This window comes from Bradyrhizobium sp. A11 (genome assembly GCF_042077125.1).
GTDB lineage: Bacteria > Pseudomonadota > Alphaproteobacteria > Rhizobiales > Xanthobacteraceae > Bradyrhizobium > Bradyrhizobium japonicum_B.
In genome coordinates, this window is the sequence record NZ_CP149509.1 from 6,099,330 (window position 1) to 6,117,915 (window position 18,586).

An 18,586-nucleotide genomic window follows, 5' to 3' on the forward strand; every position below is an offset into this window, starting at 1 on the left:
TCCCGGCACAGGGATTGCAGCGAATCCTGGTGCTCTCGGGACCCAGGAAGGTACCAGGCAAAGCCGTTCTCGGGGACGAAGAACGCCTAGGCCTGCATTTAAGAAAATGCGGCTCGCTAGCGGACGAGCGGTAACCCAGAGGCGGGTGCCGCGGAACGCCCAAGGTGCGCCGAAGATGGCGGTGAGGCAGCTTGCCGCATGGAGAGGACAGGAACAATGAACGGGTCGCAATTCGAGCGCGCAAGCATCGTGGCAGAACAGCTGTCGGCGACGGCCGCCTCGAAAACGACCGATCCGATCACCTCACCGATTCAGGAGCACAATTCGCGCCCCGAAGCCGAAGGCCTGTACGATCCGAGCCTGGAGAAGGACAGCTGCGGCGTCGGCTTCATCGCCAACATCAAGGGCAAGAAGTCGCACGAGATCGTCTCGGACGCGCTGAGCATCCTCTGCAATCTCGAGCATCGTGGTGCCGTCGGCGCCGACCCGCGCGCCGGTGACGGCGCCGGCATTCTGGTGCAGATCCCGCACGCCTTCTTCAGCCGCAAGGCCAAGGAGCTCGGCTTTACGCTACCGGCGCCCGGCGAATACGCCATCGGCGCGCTGTTCATGCCGCGCGACACCGCCTGGCGCAACGTCATCAAGAGCATCATCGCCGACCAGATCAAGGAAGAGGGCCTGACCCTGCTCGGCTGGCGCGACGTGCCGACCGACAATTCCTCGCTCGGCGTCACCGTTAAGCCGACCGAGCCCGCCTGCATGCAGGTGTTCATCGGCCGCAACGGCACCGCCAAGACCGAGGACGAGTTCGAGCGCCGGCTCTACATCCTGCGCAAGTCGATCTCGCAGGCGATCTACCAGCGCCGCGACCGCGGGCTTGCGGGCTATTACCCCTGCTCGCTGTCCTGCCGCACCGTGATCTACAAGGGCATGTTCCTCGCCGACCAGCTCGGCAAGTATTATCCCGACCTGCACGAGAAGGACTTCGAGAGCGCGCTCGCGCTCGTGCACCAGCGCTTCTCGACCAACACCTTCCCGGCCTGGTCGCTGGCGCATCCCTACCGCATGATCGCGCACAACGGCGAGATCAACACGCTGCGCGGCAACACCAACTGGATGGCGGCGCGGCAGGCTTCGGTGAGCTCCGAGCTGTACGGCAAGGACATCAACCGGCTCTGGCCGATCTCCTATGAGGGACAGTCGGACACCGCCTGCTTCGACAACGCGCTCGAATTCCTGGTGCAGGGCGGCTACTCGCTGCCGCATGCCGTCATGATGATGATTCCGGAGGCGTGGGCCGGCAATCCGCTGATGGACGAGAAGCGTCGCGCCTTCTACGAATATCATGCCGCGCTGATGGAGCCGTGGGACGGCCCCGCCGCGATCGCCTTCACCGACGGCCGCCAGATCGGCGCCACGCTCGACCGCAACGGCCTCAGGCCGGCGCGCTATCTCGTCACCAAGGACGACCGCATCGTCATGGCGTCCGAGATGGGCGTGCTGACCATCCCCGAGGACCAGATCGTCACCAAGTGGCGCTTGCAGCCCGGCAAGATGCTGCTGGTCGACCTCGAGCAGGGTCGCCTCATTCCCGACGACGAGATCAAGGCCGAGCTCGCCAGGAGCCATCCCTACAAGGAATGGCTGGAGCGGACCCAGATCGTGCTGGAAGAGCTGCCGAAGGTCCCGACCACAGGCGTGCGCTCCAATCTGTCGCTGCTGGATCGCCAGCAGGCGTTTGGCTACAGCCAGGAAGACATTGCCATCCTGATGACGCCGATGGCGGCCACCGGCGAAGAGGCCGCGGGCTCGATGGGCAACGACACGCCGATCTCGGCGCTGTCGGACAAGGCCAAGCCGCTGTTCACCTACTTCAAGCAGAACTTCGCGCAGGTCACCAACCCGCCGATCGACCCGATCCGCGAGGAGCTGGTGATGAGCCTCGTCTCCATCATCGGACCGCGGCCGAACCTGTTCGACCTGCAGGGCATGGCCACCACCAAGCGTCTCGAAGTGCGTCAGCCGATCCTGACCGACGCGGACCTGGAGAAGATCCGCTCGATCTCGGACGTGGCCGACACCCACTTCAAGTCGCGCACGCTGGACACGACTTTCCACGCCGGTCTCGGCGCGGCCGGCATGGACCAGGTGCTGGACGAGCTCTGCGCGCGCGCCGAGAGCGCGGTGCGCGAGGGCGTCAACATCATCATCCTGTCCGACCGCATGGTCGGCACTGACCGGGTGCCGATCCCGTCGCTGCTGGCCTGTGCCTCGGTGCATCATCACCTGATCCGCACCGGTTTGCGCACCTCGGTCGGCCTCGTCGTCGAATCCGGCGAGCCGCGCGAAGTGCATCACTTCGCCTGTCTCGCGGGCTACGGCGCGGAGGCGATCAATCCCTACCTCGCGTTCGAGACCATCATCGCGATGAAGGATCGCCTGCCCGGTTCGCTCGACGACTATGAAATCGTCAAGCGCTACATCAAGTCGATCGGCAAGGGCCTGCTCAAGGTGATGTCCAAGATGGGCATCTCGACCTACCAGTCCTATTGCGGCGCTCAGATCTTCGACGCCGTCGGCCTCAAGGCCGACTTCGTCGCCAAGTTCTTTGCCGGCACGCACACCCGCGTCGAGGGCGTCGGCCTTGCCGAGATCGCCGAAGAAGCGGTGCGGCGTCATGCCGACGCGTTCGGCGAGGCACTGGTCTACAAGAACGCGCTCGATGTTGGCGGCGAATATGCCTATCGCAGCCGCGGCGAGGACCATGCCTGGACCGCGGAGTCGGTGTCGCTGCTGCAGCACGCCGCGCGCGGCAATTCGCAGGAGCGCTACCGCGCCTTCGCCAAGATCCTCAACGAGCAGTCGGAGCGCTTGCTGACGCTGCGCGGCCTGTTCCGGATCAAGAGCGCGGAGGAAGAGAAGCGCAAGCCGATCCCGCTCGACCAGGTCGAGCCGGCCAAGGACATCGTCAAGCGCTTCGCCACGGGTGCGATGAGCTTCGGCTCGATCTCGCGCGAGGCACACACCACGCTCGCGATCGCCATGAACCGGATCGGCGGCAAGTCGAACACCGGTGAAGGCGGCGAGGAAGCCGATCGCTTCAAGCCGATGCCGAATGGCGATTCCATGCGCTCGGCGATCAAGCAGGTGGCCTCGGGCCGCTTCGGCGTCACCACGGAGTATCTCGTCAACTCCGACATGATGCAGATCAAGATGGCGCAGGGTGCCAAGCCCGGCGAAGGCGGCCAGCTGCCCGGCCACAAGGTCGACGCGACCATCGCCAAGGTCCGGCACTCGACGCCGGGCGTCGGCCTGATCTCGCCGCCGCCGCACCACGACATCTACTCGATCGAGGACCTGGCGCAGCTCATCTACGACCTCAAGAACGTCAACCCGACGGGCGACGTCTCGGTCAAGCTGGTCTCCGAGATCGGTGTCGGCACGGTGGCCGCGGGCGTCGCCAAGGCACGCGCCGACCATGTCACCATCGCGGGCTTCGAGGGCGGCACCGGCGCTTCGCCGCTGACCTCGATCAAGCATGCCGGCTCGCCGTGGGAGATCGGCCTCGCCGAAACCCACCAGACCCTGGTGCGCGAGCGGCTGCGCAGCCGCATCGTGGTCCAGGTCGACGGCGGCTTCCGCACCGGCCGTGACGTCGTGATCGGCGCCCTGCTCGGGGCCGACGAGTTCGGCTTTGCCACCGCGCCCCTGATCGCGGCCGGCTGCATCATGATGCGCAAGTGCCATCTCAACACCTGCCCGGTCGGCGTCGCGACCCAGGATCCCGTCCTGCGCAAGCGCTTCACCGGCCAGCCCGAGCACGTGATCAACTACTTCTTCTTCGTCGCGGAGGAAGTCCGGGAGATCATGGCGAGCCTCGGCTTCCGCACCTTCAACGAGATGGTCGGCCAGGTGCAGCTGCTCGACCAGACCAAGCTGGTCGCGCATTGGAAGGCCAAGGGTCTCGATTTCTCCAAGCTGTTCGTCAAGCAGAAGGAGGAGAAGGGCCAGAAGATCTATCACTCCGAGCGCCAGAACCATCATCTGGAGGCGGTGCTCGACCGCTCGCTGATCGAGCAGGCCCAGCCTGCGCTCGACCGCGGCGCGCCGGTGAAGATCGAGGCCAGCATCAACAGCACCAACCGCTCCGCGGGCGCGATGCTGTCCGGTGCCGTCGCCAAGATCTACGGCCATGCCGGCCTGCCGCACGACACCATCCATGTCAGCCTCAAGGGCACCGCCGGCCAGGCCTTCGGCGCCTGGCTCGCCCACGGCGTCACCTTCGAGCTCGAAGGCGAAGGCAACGACTATGTCGGCAAGGGCCTGTCGGGCGGCAAGATCATCGTCAAGCCGCCGAGGAACTCCGGCATCGTGCCGGAGGAGAGCATCATCGTCGGCAACACCGTGATGTACGGTGCGATCGAGGGCGAGTGCTACTTCCGCGGCATCGCCGGCGAGCGCTTTGCCGTGCGCAATTCGGGCGCGGTCGCCGTGGTCGAGGGCGCGGGCGATCATTGCTGCGAATACATGACCGGCGGCATCGTGGTCGTGCTCGGCAAGACCGGGCGCAACTTCGCGGCCGGCATGTCCGGCGGCATCGCCTACGTGCTCGACGAGACCGGCGACTTCGACAAGCTGTGCAATCTCAGCATGGTCGAGCTCGAGCCGGTGCTGTCCGAGGAGCTGATCAACGCCGGCACCTATCACCATGCCGGCGACCTCGAGGCGCACGGCCGGGTCGACGTGTTCAGGAACCTGCTCGCCTCCGACGTCGAGCGGCTGCACGTCCTGATCTCGCGCCACGCGAAGGCCACCGGCTCCAAGCGCGCCGCCGACATCCTCGCCAATTGGAAGGACTGGCTGCCCAAATTCCGCAAGGTGATGCCGGTCGAGTACCGGCGCGCGCTGCGCGAAATGGCCGCCAACGCGGACGCCGAGCCGAAAATCGCGATCGGGGCGTAAGAAAAAGCCCTCATGGTGAGGAGCGCGTAGCGCGTCTTGAACCATGAGGTCACCATCCGGGCCTCTATCCTTCGAGACGCGGCGCGACAGGCGCGCCGCTCCTCAGGATGAGGAGTGAGAGAACAAACGAATTAAGCGGCAGGGACTTCGGGTTTAATGGGCAAGATCACGGGTTTTCTCGAAATCGAACGGCGCGACCGCAAGTACACCCCGGTCGCCGAGCGCGTGAAGCATTACAAGGAATTCGTCGTTCCCCTCTCCGAGAAAGAGGTGCGCGACCAGGCCGCGCGCTGCATGAACTGCGGCATTCCCTATTGCCACGGCACCGGCTCGGTCGCGCCCGGCACGCCCGGCTGTCCGGTCAACAACCAGATCCCCGACTGGAACGACCTCGTCTATCAGGGCAATTGGGAAGAAGCCTCGCGCAACCTGCACTCGACCAACAATTTCCCGGAGTTCACGGGGCGCATCTGCCCGGCGCCGTGCGAGGCGTCCTGCACGCTGAACATCGACGACAACCCGGTCACCATCAAGACCATCGAATGCGCCATCGTCGACCGCGCCTGGGACAATGGCTGGCTGAAGCCTGAGGTCGCCGCGCACAAGACCGGCAAGAAGGTCGCCGTGATCGGAGCAGGGCCGGCCGGCATGGCCTGCGCCCAGCAGCTGGCACGCGCCGGCCACGACGTCCACGTCTACGAGAAGTACGCCAAGGCCGGCGGCCTGCTGCGCTACGGCATCCCCGACTTCAAGATGGAGAAGGGCGTCATCGACCGTCGCGTCGCCCAGATGGAAGCCGAAGGCGTCACCTTCCATTACGGCAGCCATGTCGGCGCGGACGGTAATGTCGATCCGCGCGAGATGCTCAACGAGTACGACGCGGTGGCGCTGACCGGCGGCGCGGAAGCCCCGCGCGACCTGCCGATCCCCGGCCGCGAATTGTCAGGCATCCACTACGCCATGGACTTCCTGCCGCAGCAAAACCGCCGCGTCTCGAATGAGCCGCTCGGCGGCGTCCAGGAGATCCTGGCCGGCGGCAAGCACGTCGTCGTCATCGGCGGCGGCGACACCGGATCTGACTGCATCGGCACCTCGCTGCGCCAGGGTGCGCTCTCGGTGACCCAGCTCGAGATCATGCCCGCCCCGCCCGAGCGCGAGAACAAGGGCCTGACCTGGCCGAACTGGCCGCTGAAGATGCGGACCTCCTCCAGCCAGGCCGAAGGCGCGGTGCGCGAATACGCCGTGCTGACCCAGAAGTTTTCCGGCGAGGACGGCAAGGTCAAGAAGCTGCACTGCGTGCACGTCGACGACAAGTTCAAGCCGATTGCCGGCACCGAGTTCGAGCTCGAGGCCGATCTCGTCTTGCTCGCGATGGGCTTCGTCCATCCCGTGCACGAGGGCCTCTTGAAGCTGCTCTCGGTCGAGCTCGACCCGCGCGGCAATGTCAAGGCCAACACGCTGGACTACCAGACCTCGCGCCCCAACGTGTTCTCCGCGGGCGACATGCGGAGAGGCCAATCGCTGGTGGTGTGGGCGATCCGCGAAGGCCGGCTGTGCGCACGGTCGATCGACACGTTCCTGATGGGGAAGACGGACCTGCCGCGGTAGGTGACCCCGTCATTCCGGGGCGAGCGAAGCGCGAGCCCGGAATCCATCTAACCACCTACGCCGACGCTCGATGGATTCCGGGTTCGCGCCAAATGGCGCGCCCCGGAATGACAATCGGAGAGAGTGGTGGCCTTCGGCTTCGTCTGACGGGACGCGCAAGCAGGCGCCCCTAATTCTGCAGCCTCACCCCGACCAGCACCACCGTCCCCTGCGAGCTCGAGCCCGCCACGCTCGACTCCAGGATGTCGTGGCGCAGCGTGCCCTTGACCCAGATGTTGCGGTTGAGCTTGTAGATCAGGTTGCTTTCGAACGAGTAGGTCTTGTCGTTGCGGTTCTGGCCCTGGTAGTCGAGCGTGCCATAGGTGAACTTGCCGATGCCGGTGAGCCAGCGGCGGAAGTCGTGGTCGACTTCGGCGGAGTAAGTGCGCACCAGGACGCCGGAGGAGCCGGCGACCGTGGTCTCGGCGATCTGCGTGTCGGTGAAGAACTTCACCGTGGTCAGCCCGCTCGCATTCCAGATCAGCGAGCCCGTGGTGAGAAAGCCTGCGAGCTGGCTGAGGCGCGGGTCGGTGTAGTTGCGCGCGGCATAGCCGACCGAGATCTCGCCGGTGAGGATGCGCGAGAATTCGAAGGACGAACCGACCTTGGCGTAGCCGCCGTTTGAATCGCGGAAGTAGCCGTTGCGGTCGGCGGCCTGGTCGTGGACGCGGGTGTCGCCCTGAATCTCGACGAACGGCTTCAGTCCCGGCTTCAGATCGTAGGAGAAACGCCCGACGCCGCCATACTGATTGAAGTTACGGTCGTCGTTGCTGAAGGTCGAGCCGTCGGTGAGCTTTGAATCCGTATAGGCGGTGCGATCGACGGTGGCGCCGGCGGCGACCTGGAAGCGATTGAAGGTCTGGTCGAAGCCGACCGTGGTGCCGTAAGCGGCATAAACCGGATATCTTTGCAGGCCGGCCTGCACGTTCGGGCTGCCGGGATTGTCGGTGGCGAGGCGCAGGCGCAGCTGCGAGGTCAGCTTGAGGTCGCGGTCGACGTCGAGCCGGCCGTCGACATGGCCGGTGAAATCCGGGCGGTTGGCCTCGACCGGTGAAGGCGAGGCAAGACCGTTGATCGTCGCCGGCATGTTGTTGGTGTAGCCGGAGAACGAGCCGCGCAGGTCGGCCACCAGCGCGTGGCGCTCCCAGTCGGACATCACCAGGAGATCCGGTGCAACGACGTAGACCGGCGATCCGACCGGCCTGTTGAGGCGCGTCGGATTGGTGTCGTAGCCGGTGGAGAGCTCGAGCCCGCCCTTGATCAGGAAGCTGCCGGCATAGTCGCCGACGGCTCCGAACGGATCGTCATCGGCCTTGAGGCGGCGGCGCAGCGGCTGGCCCGGCACGGTGCCCGCCATCGCCGCCGGCACCGGCGCCTTGTTCGCGGACGCAGACGGCGGCGGTGCAATCTTCGGCAGGCCGAGTGTGGGCGGCGGCGGCGCCGTGGTCGGCACCGGCGAGCCGGGACCGGCCGCGCGCTTCGGCTTCGGCTGGCCGGGATAGAGCTTGGGCTGCTGCCGCTTGCGGTTGAGCGAGTCGTAGCCGGAGCCGCTCGCGCCGGTGGCGGCGGGAAGGCCATAGGTCGGGACCTGGCCGATGCGGGAGGCCGCCGGCTTCTCGCGCGCCTTGCGCGGATCGGCACTGGGATCGGGCAGCGCCGGCAACGCGTCCGACGGCGCCTGCGGCACGCCCGCCGTGCGACGGGTCGGCAGCGTCTCGGGCGAGGCGAAGCCGCCACGGGTGGGATTGAACAGATCGGGCGTGAGGCTCTGGGCGGCCGCGGGGGTAGTTTCGAGGGCCGTCAGCGCAAGGCAGGGGACAAGACACGGCAAAGCCGCGCGCAGGAATTGCGCGCGTTTGCTCCGGCCGGTGCCAGGAGACGACCCCACGATGGAATAACTCCAACGAAATCAAACACTTTCACGATCGCACCCACCGCTGGCGGGAACCATCGTTAATGGAGTTAAAACAATTATGGTTAATGACCGGTTGAGGGCCGAAGCCGGCGCGTCGCCTCCGGAGCCCCGGCGTGCTAATGAGGCGCCGACGGGCGAACGCCCCCTCCTCCCTGGACCAGAGCATGCCGAGTTCGAAACCGCTGATGACCGCATCATCCGGCCCCCTCCCCGACAGCGTCGAATCCGCGCTCCGCACCCTGGAGACGGAGAGCGGCGGCATCAACGCGCTCGCAGCCGCCCTGCGCGGCCCGCTGGGCGAGACCTTTGCCAGGGCGGTCGAACTGATCCGCAACGCCAAGGGCCGCGTCATCGTCACCGGGCTCGGCAAATCAGGCCATATGGGGCGCAAGATCGCCGCGACGCTGGCCTCGACCGGGACGCCCGCCTTCTTCGTGCACGCCGCCGAGGCCGGCCATGGCGATCTCGGCATGATCACCACCGACGACGTCATCATGGCGCTGTCCTGGTCCGGCGAGCAGCCGGAGATGAAGAACCTCGTCAACTATTCGGCGCGCTTCGCCATTCCGATGATCGCGGTGACCTCGAACGCGTCGTCGTCGCTGGGCCAGGCCGCCGACATTGTCATCGAGTTGCCGAAGGCGCGCGAGGCCTGCCCGCACAATCTGGCGCCGACCACCTCGACGCTGATGCAGGCCGCGATCGGCGACGCGCTCGCGATCGCGCTGCTCGAAGGCCGCGGCTTCACCGCGCTGGAGTTCGCGCATTTCCACCCCGGCGGCAAGCTGGGCGCGATGCTGAAATTCGTCCGCGACTACATGCGCACCGGCGCCGAAATCCCGGTCAAGCCGCTCGGCACCAAGATGTCGGACGCGGTGATCGAGATGTCGGCCAAGGGCCTCGGGTGCGTCTGCATCGTCAATGAGGCCGGCGGCATCGCGGGCATCATCACCGACGGCGATCTGCGCCGCCACATCAACATGCGGCCCGACCTGCTGACGATGGCGGTCGACGACATCATGACCAGGCAGCCGAAGACGGTGCCGCCCTCGATGCTCGCCACCGAGATGATCGAGGTGCTGAACACCCGCAAGATCACGACGCTCGTCGTCACCGAGGCGGGCAAGGTGGTCGGCATCGTGCATCTGCACGACCTGCTGCGGGCGGGCGTGGCATAAGGCACGCGGCCTCTTCCCGCGCCGTCATTCCGGGGCGCGCCCGCTTGGGCGCGAGCCCGGAATCCATTCATCTCCGAAGGCGCTGCACGATGGATTCCGGGCTCACGCTTCGCGTGCCCCGGAATGACGGCGCAGGGTTCATTGCGGAAACCGCGCGGCCTTCTCCTCCAGCGGCAAATGCAGCCCGTTCGCCAGATACGACACCGTGCGATAGAAGCCGCACAGCAGCATGATCTCGAGGATCTGCGCCTCGTCGTAATGCGTCGACAGCGCCGCGAATTCCTCGTCACCCAGCGTCGCTCGATGATGTAGCGCGTCGACGGCTGCGATCAGGGCCTGCTCCGCCGGTGACCAGCAGGCCGACATCGCATCGCCGTGCACGGTCGCGCGCACCTCCTCCTCGGTGAGCTTCGCCGGCGCGGCGAAGACGGCGACATGCACGCCCCATTCATATTCGCACTTGTTCAGCGCACAGGTGCGGTCGATGACGATCTCGCGCTGGCGCAGCGAGAGCGGGCCGGGATCGAGCAAGCCGCCGGCGCGAAACTTGTCCCAGGCGCGGCCGTGGCCCGCCATCACCCGGAACAGCAGCAGCGGCGGCGCGCCGCGCATGATGCGGTCGAACTGCGCCTGGATATCCGGGGGATAAGGCGGGGTGAGCGGCGCAATGCGCGGCATGGATGGGGACATCAGCCGTCCTTCGTTGCTACAATTAACGTAGCATGACGCTACATTATTTGTAGCAAACCGCAAGAGGGCAGGATGGCCAAGCAGGCAGACACGAGGACGCCCCGGGTCCGGGGATCGCGCACCGGACGGCCGATCATGGCGCTGCTCGACCTGCTCGGCCGGCGCTGGAGCCTGCGGATATTGTGGGAATTGCGCGGCGGGCCCCTCACCTCCCGCGCATTGCGCACCGCCTGCGACGAGGCCTCGCCGACGGTGCTGCAGGCACGGCTGACGGAGCTGCGCGAGGCCGGATTCGTCGAGCTTGGCGAAGGCGGAGGTTATGGGCTGACGGCGCTGGGACGGGACCTCTGCGAGATGGTCATGCCGCTGCACCGCTTTGCGGAGCGGTGGAAGAGGTAGTGCCTCGCTTACCCTCCCCTGGAGGGTAAGCGAAGCTACGCCGCGGCGACCGTCAGGTTGGCACCATCCACCTGCACCACCTTCACCCGCGTTCCCGCGGGCGTGTCGGGGCCTGCCACGCGCCACACCGTGTCGCCGATGCGCATGGTGCCGCTGCCGTCGATGATCGGCTTCTCCAGCGTGAACTCACGCCCGAGCAAGGCCTCGGCGCGCTTGTTGAGGAAGGGGCTGGCGCTCGCATCCGGCTTCGGCCGGGCCAGGCGGCGCCACACCGGCACGGCAGCGGCGGCGAACACAGCGAACATCACCAGCTGCAGCTGCCAGGACGTGGTCACGGCGAACGAGATCAACCCCACCAGCAGCGCGGCGAGCCCAAGCCAGAGCAGGAATATGCCCGGCGCCAGCACCTCCAGCGCCATCAGGATGAAGCCGAAGATCAGCCAGTTCCAGGTGCCGAGCGATACGAACATGTCGGTCATGACGCGACCTTCCATCATTGGCGCAGGCCCTGGCGAAGGGTCATGCGCCGGTGACTATCCCTGCCGCGGCGGCACCGCCGGCGGCGTGCCGCCGGTCGGAGGCACCGAGCCGGGGCGGCGAGCGGCAGCGGACCCCGAGGCCGCGCTCTCGCCGAACGTCGCCTTGGCGATCTCGCCGATGCCGGCGAGCGAACCGAGCATACTCGTGGCCTCGATCGGCAGCATGATGATCTTCTGGTTCGGCGCCTCCGCAAACTGGCCGAACGCCTTGATATATTTGTCGGCGATGAAATAGTTCAACGCGGCGACGTCGCCCTTGGCAATGGCTTCGCTCACCATCTGCGTGGCCTTCGCTTCCGCCTCCGCCGAACGTTCGCGTGCCTCGGCGTCGCGGAACGCGGCTTCCTTGCGGCCTTCGGCCTGCAGGATCTGGCCCTGCTTGGCGCCCTCGGCGCGCAGGATCTCGGACTGGCGCTGGCCTTCGGCCGCCAGGATGTCGGCGCGCTTGACGCGCTCGGCCTTCATCTGACGGCCCATGGCCTCGACAAGGTCGGCGGGCGGCACGATATCCTTGATCTCGATGCGGTTGACCTTGAGGCCCCAGGGCGAGACCGCGGCATCGACAACGCGCAGCAGGCGCTCGTTGATCTCGTCGCGATGCGACAGCACCTGGTCGAGATCCATCGCGCCCATCACCGAGCGGATGTTGGTCATGGTCAGCACGGTGATGGCCTGGGTCAGGTTGGAGACCTCGTAGCTGGCTTTCGCGGCGTCGAACACCTGGTAGAAAGCAACGCCGTCCACCGTCACGGTGGCGTTGTCCTTGGTGATCACTTCCTGCTCTGGAATGTCGATCACCTGCTCCATCATGTTGATCTTGCGCCCGACGCGATCGAAATAGGGCACGATCAGATTGAGGCCGGGGCTCAGGGTCTGCGTGTATTTGCCGAACCGCTCGATGGTCCAGTCATAGCCCTGCGGCACCGTCTTCACGCCGGCCACCAGCGTGACGATGACGAGCAAGACGAGAACAATCGCGAAAATATCGAAACCGCTCATATTTCCTCCAAGCCGGAAAGGATGTCGGGAAAAGGCCCTTTCCGGCGCTGTCATTGGTCGGGATCACGACCATACCGGTTCAGCGGTCGCGCGTAACGTTGGCATCAGTGCAAATCTGCACAAGACGGACGGAGGGGAATGGCGGCGATTATGTAGTTTGGAGGAAGGCTCCTAAAGGATGCGGAAGCAAACCTAGCGGCAAGGGTTAATATTGCGGCGCAGGGCGCCTGTCATATCCAGCCCTGGAGCTCGCGCAGCACCAGGCTGCGAATCACGTCCATGCCGGGCCGGCTGTCGTTGAGGCAGGGGATCGCGGAAAACTGCTCGCCGCCATTGTGCTTGAAGATCTCGGCGTTCTCCTGCGCGATCTCCTCCAGCGTCTCCAGGCAGTCGGCGGAAAAGCCCGGCGTCACCACCGCGATGCGGCGCACGCCTTCCTTGGCGAGCCGCTCCATGGTCTTGTCGGTATAGGGCTGCAGCCACTCGGCATTGCCGAAGCGCGACTGGAAGGTCAGCAGCAGCTTCGTCTCGTCCATGCCGAGCCGGCGGCGCAGCGCCTCGGTGGTGGCGATGCAGTGCTGCTGATAGGGGTCGCCCTTCTCGACATAGGATTTCGGCATGCCGTGGAAGGAGGCCACGATCAGCTCCGGCTTGAACGGCAGGCTCGCCAGATGGGTCTCGATCGAGCTCGCGAGCGCCTCGATATAGGCCGCGTCCTCATAATAGGGCGGCGTCACCCGCAGCGTCGGCTGGTTGCGCAGGCGCGCGAGCACGCGGAACACTTCGTCGCAGACGGTCGCCGAGGTCGAGGCGGAGTATTGCGGATAGAGCGGAACAGCCAGGATGCGCTCGCAGCCTTTCGCGATCAGCGCGTCGATGCCTGACTTGATGGACGGATTGCCGTAGCGCATCGCCCAGTCCACCACGACGTGGGCGTAGTCGGACAGCGAGGCCGCCAGCTTGTCGGCTTGCGACCGCGTGATGGTCTTCAGGGGCGACTCGTTCTTCTCGGTGTTCCAGATCTTCTGGTAGTCGAGCGCCTTGGTGCGGGGACGGCTGCGCAGGATGATGCCGTTCAGCACGGCCTTCCAGATCAGGCCCTGGTCCTCGATGACGCGGGCGTCACTGAGGAATTCCTTGAGGTAAACCCGCACGCCCGGCGCATCGGCGGTGTCGGGCGTGCCGAGATTGACCAGGAGCACGCCGACGCGCGGCAAGGCGGATTGAGCGGCTGGTCTTCCGGTCTCGATGGGGACGACGCTGGTCATGGCTGTGTGGGTCGCGCTTTGGTTCGAACTTGTCAAGATGAGGCCGATTTCGTTAGGGTCGCACCCAGGCCGAGGAACGACGATGACACTCGCGGAATGGTGCGTCTTTGGAGCGCTGCTGCTCTATCTGTCTACGATCGCCGCGGTCAAATGGATCAGGTTTCGCCGCTTCGACAATTCCCGGCCGCGCGACCCCGCCTTCTACGAGGACCCTCTCTCGCAGCGCGCGCTCGGCGCGCACCAGAACGGCATCGAGACCTTCCCGTTCTTCGCCTTCGCGGTGCTGCTCGCCGAATACCGAGAGTCGCCGCAACGCCTCATCGACGAACTCGCGGCCCTCTTCCTCATCGTCCGCCTCGCCTATGTGCTGACCTATCTCGGCAACCGACCGACGCTGCGCTCGATCCTCTGGACCGTCGGCTTTGCGATCAATCTCGGGATCTTCTTCATGCCGGCCCTGAAGCGGTTCCTGCCGGTGTGAGGTCTCTCGCCGCCAGATGCCGCTCCCGCGTCGCAATCAGCGCCCGCATGGATGCCGGGATCGTGACGGGACGGTGGGTCTCCTGGTTGGTGTAGACCCAGACGATCTCGCCGGTCACCAGCGCCTCCGTGCCGCCCTTCAGGAAGATGGCGAGCTCGAAGACGAGACTGGAATTGCCGATCCGCGCCACGCGCACGCCGACGTCCAGCTCCCAGTCGAAGCGGACCGGCGCCTTGTATTCGATGACGGACTTGACGACGTGGAAATCGATGCCGCTCGCCTGAGCGTCGGCATATTGGTCGAAGCCGAGCGCGCGGAAATATTCGGTGATGGCGGTGTCGAAATAGGTCAGGTAATGCGCGTTGAAGACGACGCCTTGGCCATCAATCTCGGAATAGCGCACCCGGAACGGATGAAAGAACCAGAAAGTATCGCGCGACATCGAACCCCCCCAGGACATTCTTGTTGGTTTGACCGACTGAATAGCGGACCGGAGGGACTTGGCAAAGGCGGAGCTACGACGCTGCGCCTGCGCCTTTACCCTCCCCCTCCAGGGGAGGGTAAGAAAGAGTGCCTCAAAAACACGTCGTCCGCTCGGCGGCGATGTAGCCGAACAACAGGCCCGCGCCGAACAGCAGCACGACGCCGGCGGCCGCGAATTCGATGCCGCGCATGAACAGTGCGCCACCGCCGTCGCGCCCGGCGCTGAGGCGCGCGGCGATGTCCTTGGCGGAGACGGCGACGACCGCGATCGCCGCGACCGTAATCGCGGTGCCGAGCCCCATCAGGAAGGTCGCGGCGATACCGGCCCAGAACAGGCCCTGGGCGAGCGCGAACACCAGCACCAGGATGGCGCCGGAGCAGGGACGGATGCCGACGGTGAGGATTGCGGCAAAACCACGCCGCCAGCCGCCGGGACCGGAGAGCTCGCTCGGCGGGGGGCCGTGGGAATGGCCGCAATGCTCGTCATGGACATGGTCATGACCGTGATGGGCATGGGCGTGCGCATGGCCGTGATCGTGGTGATGATCGTGACCGTGGCCGTGATGATCGTGGGCATCGTGATGATGGTGATGATCATGATGGTGCGGCACGCCGGCGATCGCCGGCACCGGCTGGGCCGCCTGCAGCGCCCGGATGAAGGTGCGACCCTTGACCCAGACCAGGCGCAGCCCGAACAGCGCGATCAGGGCGTAGCTCGCGATCTCGATCACCCCTTCCGCCTTGCACATGGTCTTGGCGGTCGCATTCAGGACCCAGGCCGAGATGCCGACGATGAGGATCGCCACCAGCGACTGCATCAGCGCCGAGGCGAACGACAGCGCGATGCCGCGCCGCGCGGTCTCGCGGTTGGCGACGAGATATGACGCGATCACCGCCTTGCCGTGGCCGGGGCCGGCGGCGTGGAAGATGCCGTAGGCGAACGAGATGAAGAGCAGCGTCCACACCGCCGAGCCGTCGGACTTCGCGGCGCGGATCGTGGACGACATCTGCCGATAGAATTCCGACTGCTTGGCCAGCAGCCAGCCGATGATGCCGCTGGCTTCGGGCTGGGCCGCCTGCGCCGGGCGCGGCGCGCCGAACGGATTCTGCGCGAGGACGTGATGGAGCGCGGCATCGGCCACGCTGATCGCCAGCAGGACGGAGGCGCCGGCGAGCAGCCAGCGGGCAAGCGGAGGGAGTGGCGGCTTCAAGGGCAATCCACCGTGATCTTGTTGGCGAACATCGCGCCGAAATTGGTGTTCTCGCCGTTCATGAAGGTCTGCTCGTTGAGCTTCTGGGCGGTCGCGGTGCCGTCGCCCGGCCGGTCAAGCTTCATCTGGCAGCCGGCGGGCGCGCCGACCAGCTTGACCGGGTGGTCCTTGGCCATCTTGAAGTCGATGAAGAAGGAACGGTCGTACACTTCGAGCACCAGCTGCTTGGGCTTGACCGGGTTCTTCAGCGGCAGCGTGAAGTGCAGGGTCAGGACCGTATCCTTGTAGTCGAGGAAATAGTCGACCGGCTCCTGGAATCGCTCCTTCTTGCCGTCCGCTCGCGCGAAGGTGAAGTAGGCATATTCCTTCAGCGACTCCACATTGGTCTGCGCCAACGGCTCCAGCTCCTCGCGCGTATAGGCGCCCTTGGTCTTGCTCTCGAGCCCCTGCACCGCATAGGTCGAGAACATGTCGTCGAAGGTCCAGGCGTGGCGGACGCCGGTGATGGTGCCGTCCGCAGCATAAAGCAGCTCGCTGGTGGCGGTGATCCAGACATGCGGATGCGCGCTCGCCGCGCCGGCGGCGAGGGAGAGGCCAGCGGCCAGCAGCAGTCCAGACAGACGGCGCATCGTCGTTCCCATCAGGCAGCCTTGGCGTTGTCGAGCAGGCCGCGCCGGCGCAGCAGCGCGTCGGGTTCCGGCGGGCGGCCGCGGAAGGCCTCATAGGCGGCTTCCGGATCGAGCGATCCGCCCGAGGCGTAGATGTCGTCGTGCAGGCGTTTTGCCACGGCGGGATCGAAGATGTCCCCGGCCTCCTCGAATGCGCCGAAGGCGTCGGCGTCCATCACCTCGGACCACATGTAGCTGTAATAGCCGGCGGCGTAATGATCTCCGGTGAAGATGTGGCCGAACTGCGTCGGGCGGTGACGCAGCGCGATCTCCTCGGGCATGCCGATCTTCTCCAGCTCGCGGCGCTCGAAGGCGCGGACATCCTGCGCGGCCGCGGCCGGCTGGGTGTGGAATTCGAGGTCGATCAGCGCCGAGGACACGAACTCGACCGTGGCAAAGCCCTGGTTGAACTTGCGCGCGGCAAGGAAGCGCTGGAGCAGGTCGTCCGGCAGCGGCTCGCCGGTCTGGTAGTGGCGGGCGAATTTCTGCAGCACCTCGGGCCGCTCCTGCCAGTGCTCGTAGAGCTGCGACGGCAGCTCGACGAAATCGGTGAACACGGAGGTGCCCGACAGCGACGGATAGGTCACGTTGGAGAGCATGCCGTGCAGGCCGTGGCCGAACTCGTGGAACAGGGTGCGGGCATCGTCGGGCGACAGCAGCGAGGGCTCGCCATCGGCGCCCTTGGCGAAATTGCAGATGTTGAGAACCAGCGGCGCGACCTCGCCGTCGAGCTTCTGCTGGTCGCGCAGCGAGGTCATCCAGGCGCCGGAGCGCTTCGACGGCCGGGCGAAGTAGTCGCCGTAGAACAGTGCCTTGTGCTTGCCGTCCCTGTCCTTCATCTCCCAGACCCGGACGTCGGGGTGCCAGACCGGAACGTCCTTGCGCTCCTCGAAGGTGACGCCGAACAGGCGCGTGGCGCAGTCGAAGGCGGCGGCGATCATGTGGTCGAGCGCGAGGTACGGCTTGATCGCGGAATCGTCGAAATTGGCGCGCTGAAGACGCAGCTTCTCGGCATAGAAGCGCCAGTCCCAGGGGGCGAGCTTGAAATTGCCGCCCTCCGCCGTGATCAGCGCCTGCATCTCGTCGCGATCGGCAAGCGCCCGGGCGCGCGCCGGCTTCCAGACCCGCTCCAGCAGGCCCCGCACCGCGTCGGGCGTCTTGGCCATGGAATCCTCGAGCCGGTAGGCGGCGTAGGTCGGATAGCCCAGGAGGTTCGCGCTCTCCTCGCGCAGCTTCAGGATCTCGACGATGGTTGCGTTGTTGTCGTTGGCGTTGCCGTTGTCGCCGCGGGCGATGAAGGCCTTGTAGACCTTCTCGCGCAGGTCGCGCCGGGCCGAGCTCTTCAGGAACTGTTCGACCGAGGAACGCGACAGCGTGACGATGGCCTTGCCGTCCATGCCGCGCTCTTCCGCCGCAGCCTTGGCGGCGGCGACGAAGCTCTCCGGCAGGCCCTGGCGGTCGGCCTCGCCAAGCTCCATGACCCAGTCCTGCTCGTCGCCGAGCAGATGATGGCTGAAGCCGGTGCCGAGCTGGGCGAGCCTCTCGTTGATCTCGGCCATCCGGGTCTTGGCCTCCTCGGACAGGCCGGCGCCGGCGCGGTGGAAGCGGGTGTAGGTGCGCTCCAGCAGGCGAAGCTGCTCGGGCGAAAGACCGAGATTGGCGCGGTTCTCATGCAGCTGGGCGATGCGACCAAACAGCACGGCATTCATCATGATCGGATTCCAGTGCCGCGCCATCCGCAAGGAGACCTCCTTGTCGATCTCCAGGATGGCCGGATTGGAATGCGCCGAGACGAGGTCGTAGAACACTGCCGCGACCTTGCTCAGCAGCTTGCCTGAGCGCTCCAGCGCCGTGATGGTGTTGGCGAAGTCTGGCGCGGCCGGATCGTTGGTGATCGCCGCGATCTCGGCGGAATGGTCGGCGAAGGCCTGCTCGAACGCCGGCAGGAAGTGCTCCGTCCTGATCTCGTCGAAGGGCGGGGTCGCAAACGGCGTCACCCAGGCCTTCAGCAGCGGATTGGTCTCGGAGTCCGTAATTTGGCGGGGTTCTGACATCGCAAGTCCCGGTTTTCATGGCTCGATTGTTGCGGCCAGCTATAGCACGCGATGGGGCTTTTTTGGGCCATTTGGCCTTGCTCCCGGCCGCC

The 18,586-nt window shown here is 66.0% G+C and carries 14 protein-coding genes; 5 read left to right on the top strand and 9 right to left on the bottom strand.

Translation table 11 applies throughout. From position 1 onward, the window contains the following. The first annotated feature begins 216 nt into the window (after window positions 1-216). Both gltB and WI560_RS28695 read left to right on the top strand, forming a co-directional pair. Window positions 217-4,962 (top strand): glutamate synthase large subunit, encoded by a 4,746-nt coding sequence (gene gltB / locus WI560_RS28690; protein ID WP_375305868.1) that lies wholly within the window; start codon window positions 217-219, stop codon window positions 4,960-4,962. Between the two features lie 156 nt (window positions 4,963-5,118). Then, on the top strand, window positions 5,119-6,570 hold the full coding sequence (locus WI560_RS28695; RefSeq protein WP_375305869.1) for a glutamate synthase subunit beta: 1,452 nt from the start codon (window positions 5,119-5,121) through the stop codon (window positions 6,568-6,570). 169 nt (window positions 6,571-6,739) lie between these two features. On the opposite strand, the gene WI560_RS28700 is transcribed toward WI560_RS28695, so the two are convergent. Then, window positions 6,740-8,497 carry an outer membrane beta-barrel protein gene (locus WI560_RS28700; RefSeq protein WP_375305870.1) on the bottom strand — a complete coding sequence of 586 codons (1,758 nt, stop codon included), beginning with the start codon at window positions 8,495-8,497 and terminating at the stop codon, window positions 6,740-6,742. 191 nt (window positions 8,498-8,688) lie between these two features. Here WI560_RS28700 and WI560_RS28705 point away from each other — a divergent pair, with 191 nt between their 5' ends. Next, window positions 8,689-9,702, top strand: a complete 1,014-nt coding sequence (locus WI560_RS28705; RefSeq protein ID WP_375305871.1) for an SIS domain-containing protein — start codon at window positions 8,689-8,691, stop codon at window positions 9,700-9,702. A 138-nt stretch (window positions 9,703-9,840) separates the two neighbouring features. Here the strand turns inward: WI560_RS28705 and WI560_RS28710 are convergent, their stop codons facing one another. Beyond that, entirely contained in the window at window positions 9,841-10,392 is a 552-nt protein-coding gene (locus WI560_RS28710) for a carboxymuconolactone decarboxylase family protein (protein ID WP_375305872.1), read from the bottom strand. A gap of 72 nt (window positions 10,393-10,464) precedes the next feature. On the opposite strand from WI560_RS28710, the gene WI560_RS28715 reads away from it, so the two are divergent. Further along, complete coding sequence (locus WI560_RS28715) at window positions 10,465-10,791, top strand: helix-turn-helix domain-containing protein (RefSeq protein ID WP_257176357.1); 327 nt, start codon at window positions 10,465-10,467, stop codon at window positions 10,789-10,791. Between the two features lie 35 nt (window positions 10,792-10,826). Here the strand turns inward: WI560_RS28715 and WI560_RS28720 are convergent, their stop codons facing one another. The 3 genes from WI560_RS28720 to hemH form a co-directional block, all read right to left on the bottom strand. After that, window positions 10,827-11,270, bottom strand: coding sequence for an NfeD family protein (locus WI560_RS28720; protein ID WP_375305873.1), 444 nt, complete (start codon window positions 11,268-11,270; stop codon window positions 10,827-10,829). A gap of 54 nt (window positions 11,271-11,324) precedes the next feature. After that, on the bottom strand, window positions 11,325-12,329 hold the full coding sequence (locus WI560_RS28725; protein WP_375305874.1) for an SPFH domain-containing protein: 1,005 nt from the start codon (window positions 12,327-12,329) through the stop codon (window positions 11,325-11,327). Window positions 12,330-12,559: 230 nt separating this feature from the next. Beyond that, entirely contained in the window at window positions 12,560-13,597 is a 1,038-nt protein-coding gene (gene hemH / locus WI560_RS28730) for a ferrochelatase (RefSeq protein ID WP_375305875.1), read from the bottom strand. A gap of 82 nt (window positions 13,598-13,679) precedes the next feature. On the opposite strand from hemH, the gene WI560_RS28735 reads away from it, so the two are divergent. Beyond that, window positions 13,680-14,078, top strand: coding sequence for an MAPEG family protein (locus tag WI560_RS28735; protein ID WP_375305876.1), 399 nt, complete (start codon window positions 13,680-13,682; stop codon window positions 14,076-14,078). On the opposite strand, the gene WI560_RS28740 is transcribed toward WI560_RS28735, so the two are convergent. From WI560_RS28740 to WI560_RS28755, 4 genes are all read right to left on the bottom strand, one after another. After that, window positions 14,044-14,520: an acyl-CoA thioesterase gene (locus WI560_RS28740; RefSeq protein WP_375305877.1), complete on the bottom strand. Its 477-nt coding sequence runs from the start codon at window positions 14,518-14,520 to the stop codon at window positions 14,044-14,046. The two genes, WI560_RS28735 and WI560_RS28740, sit on opposite strands and share 35 nt — an antisense overlap. Before the next feature lie 133 nt (window positions 14,521-14,653). Continuing rightward, complete coding sequence (locus WI560_RS28745) at window positions 14,654-15,772, bottom strand: nickel/cobalt transporter (protein ID WP_375305878.1); 1,119 nt, start codon at window positions 15,770-15,772, stop codon at window positions 14,654-14,656. After that, on the bottom strand, window positions 15,769-16,401 hold the full coding sequence (locus tag WI560_RS28750; RefSeq protein ID WP_375305879.1) for a DUF1007 family protein: 633 nt from the start codon (window positions 16,399-16,401) through the stop codon (window positions 15,769-15,771). Before WI560_RS28750 ends, WI560_RS28745 begins: the two co-directional genes overlap by 4 nt. 11 nt (window positions 16,402-16,412) lie before the next feature. Beyond that, window positions 16,413-18,494, bottom strand: a complete 2,082-nt coding sequence (locus WI560_RS28755) for a M3 family metallopeptidase (RefSeq protein WP_375305880.1) — start codon at window positions 18,492-18,494, stop codon at window positions 16,413-16,415. Window positions 18,495-18,586 lie beyond the last annotated feature (92 nt).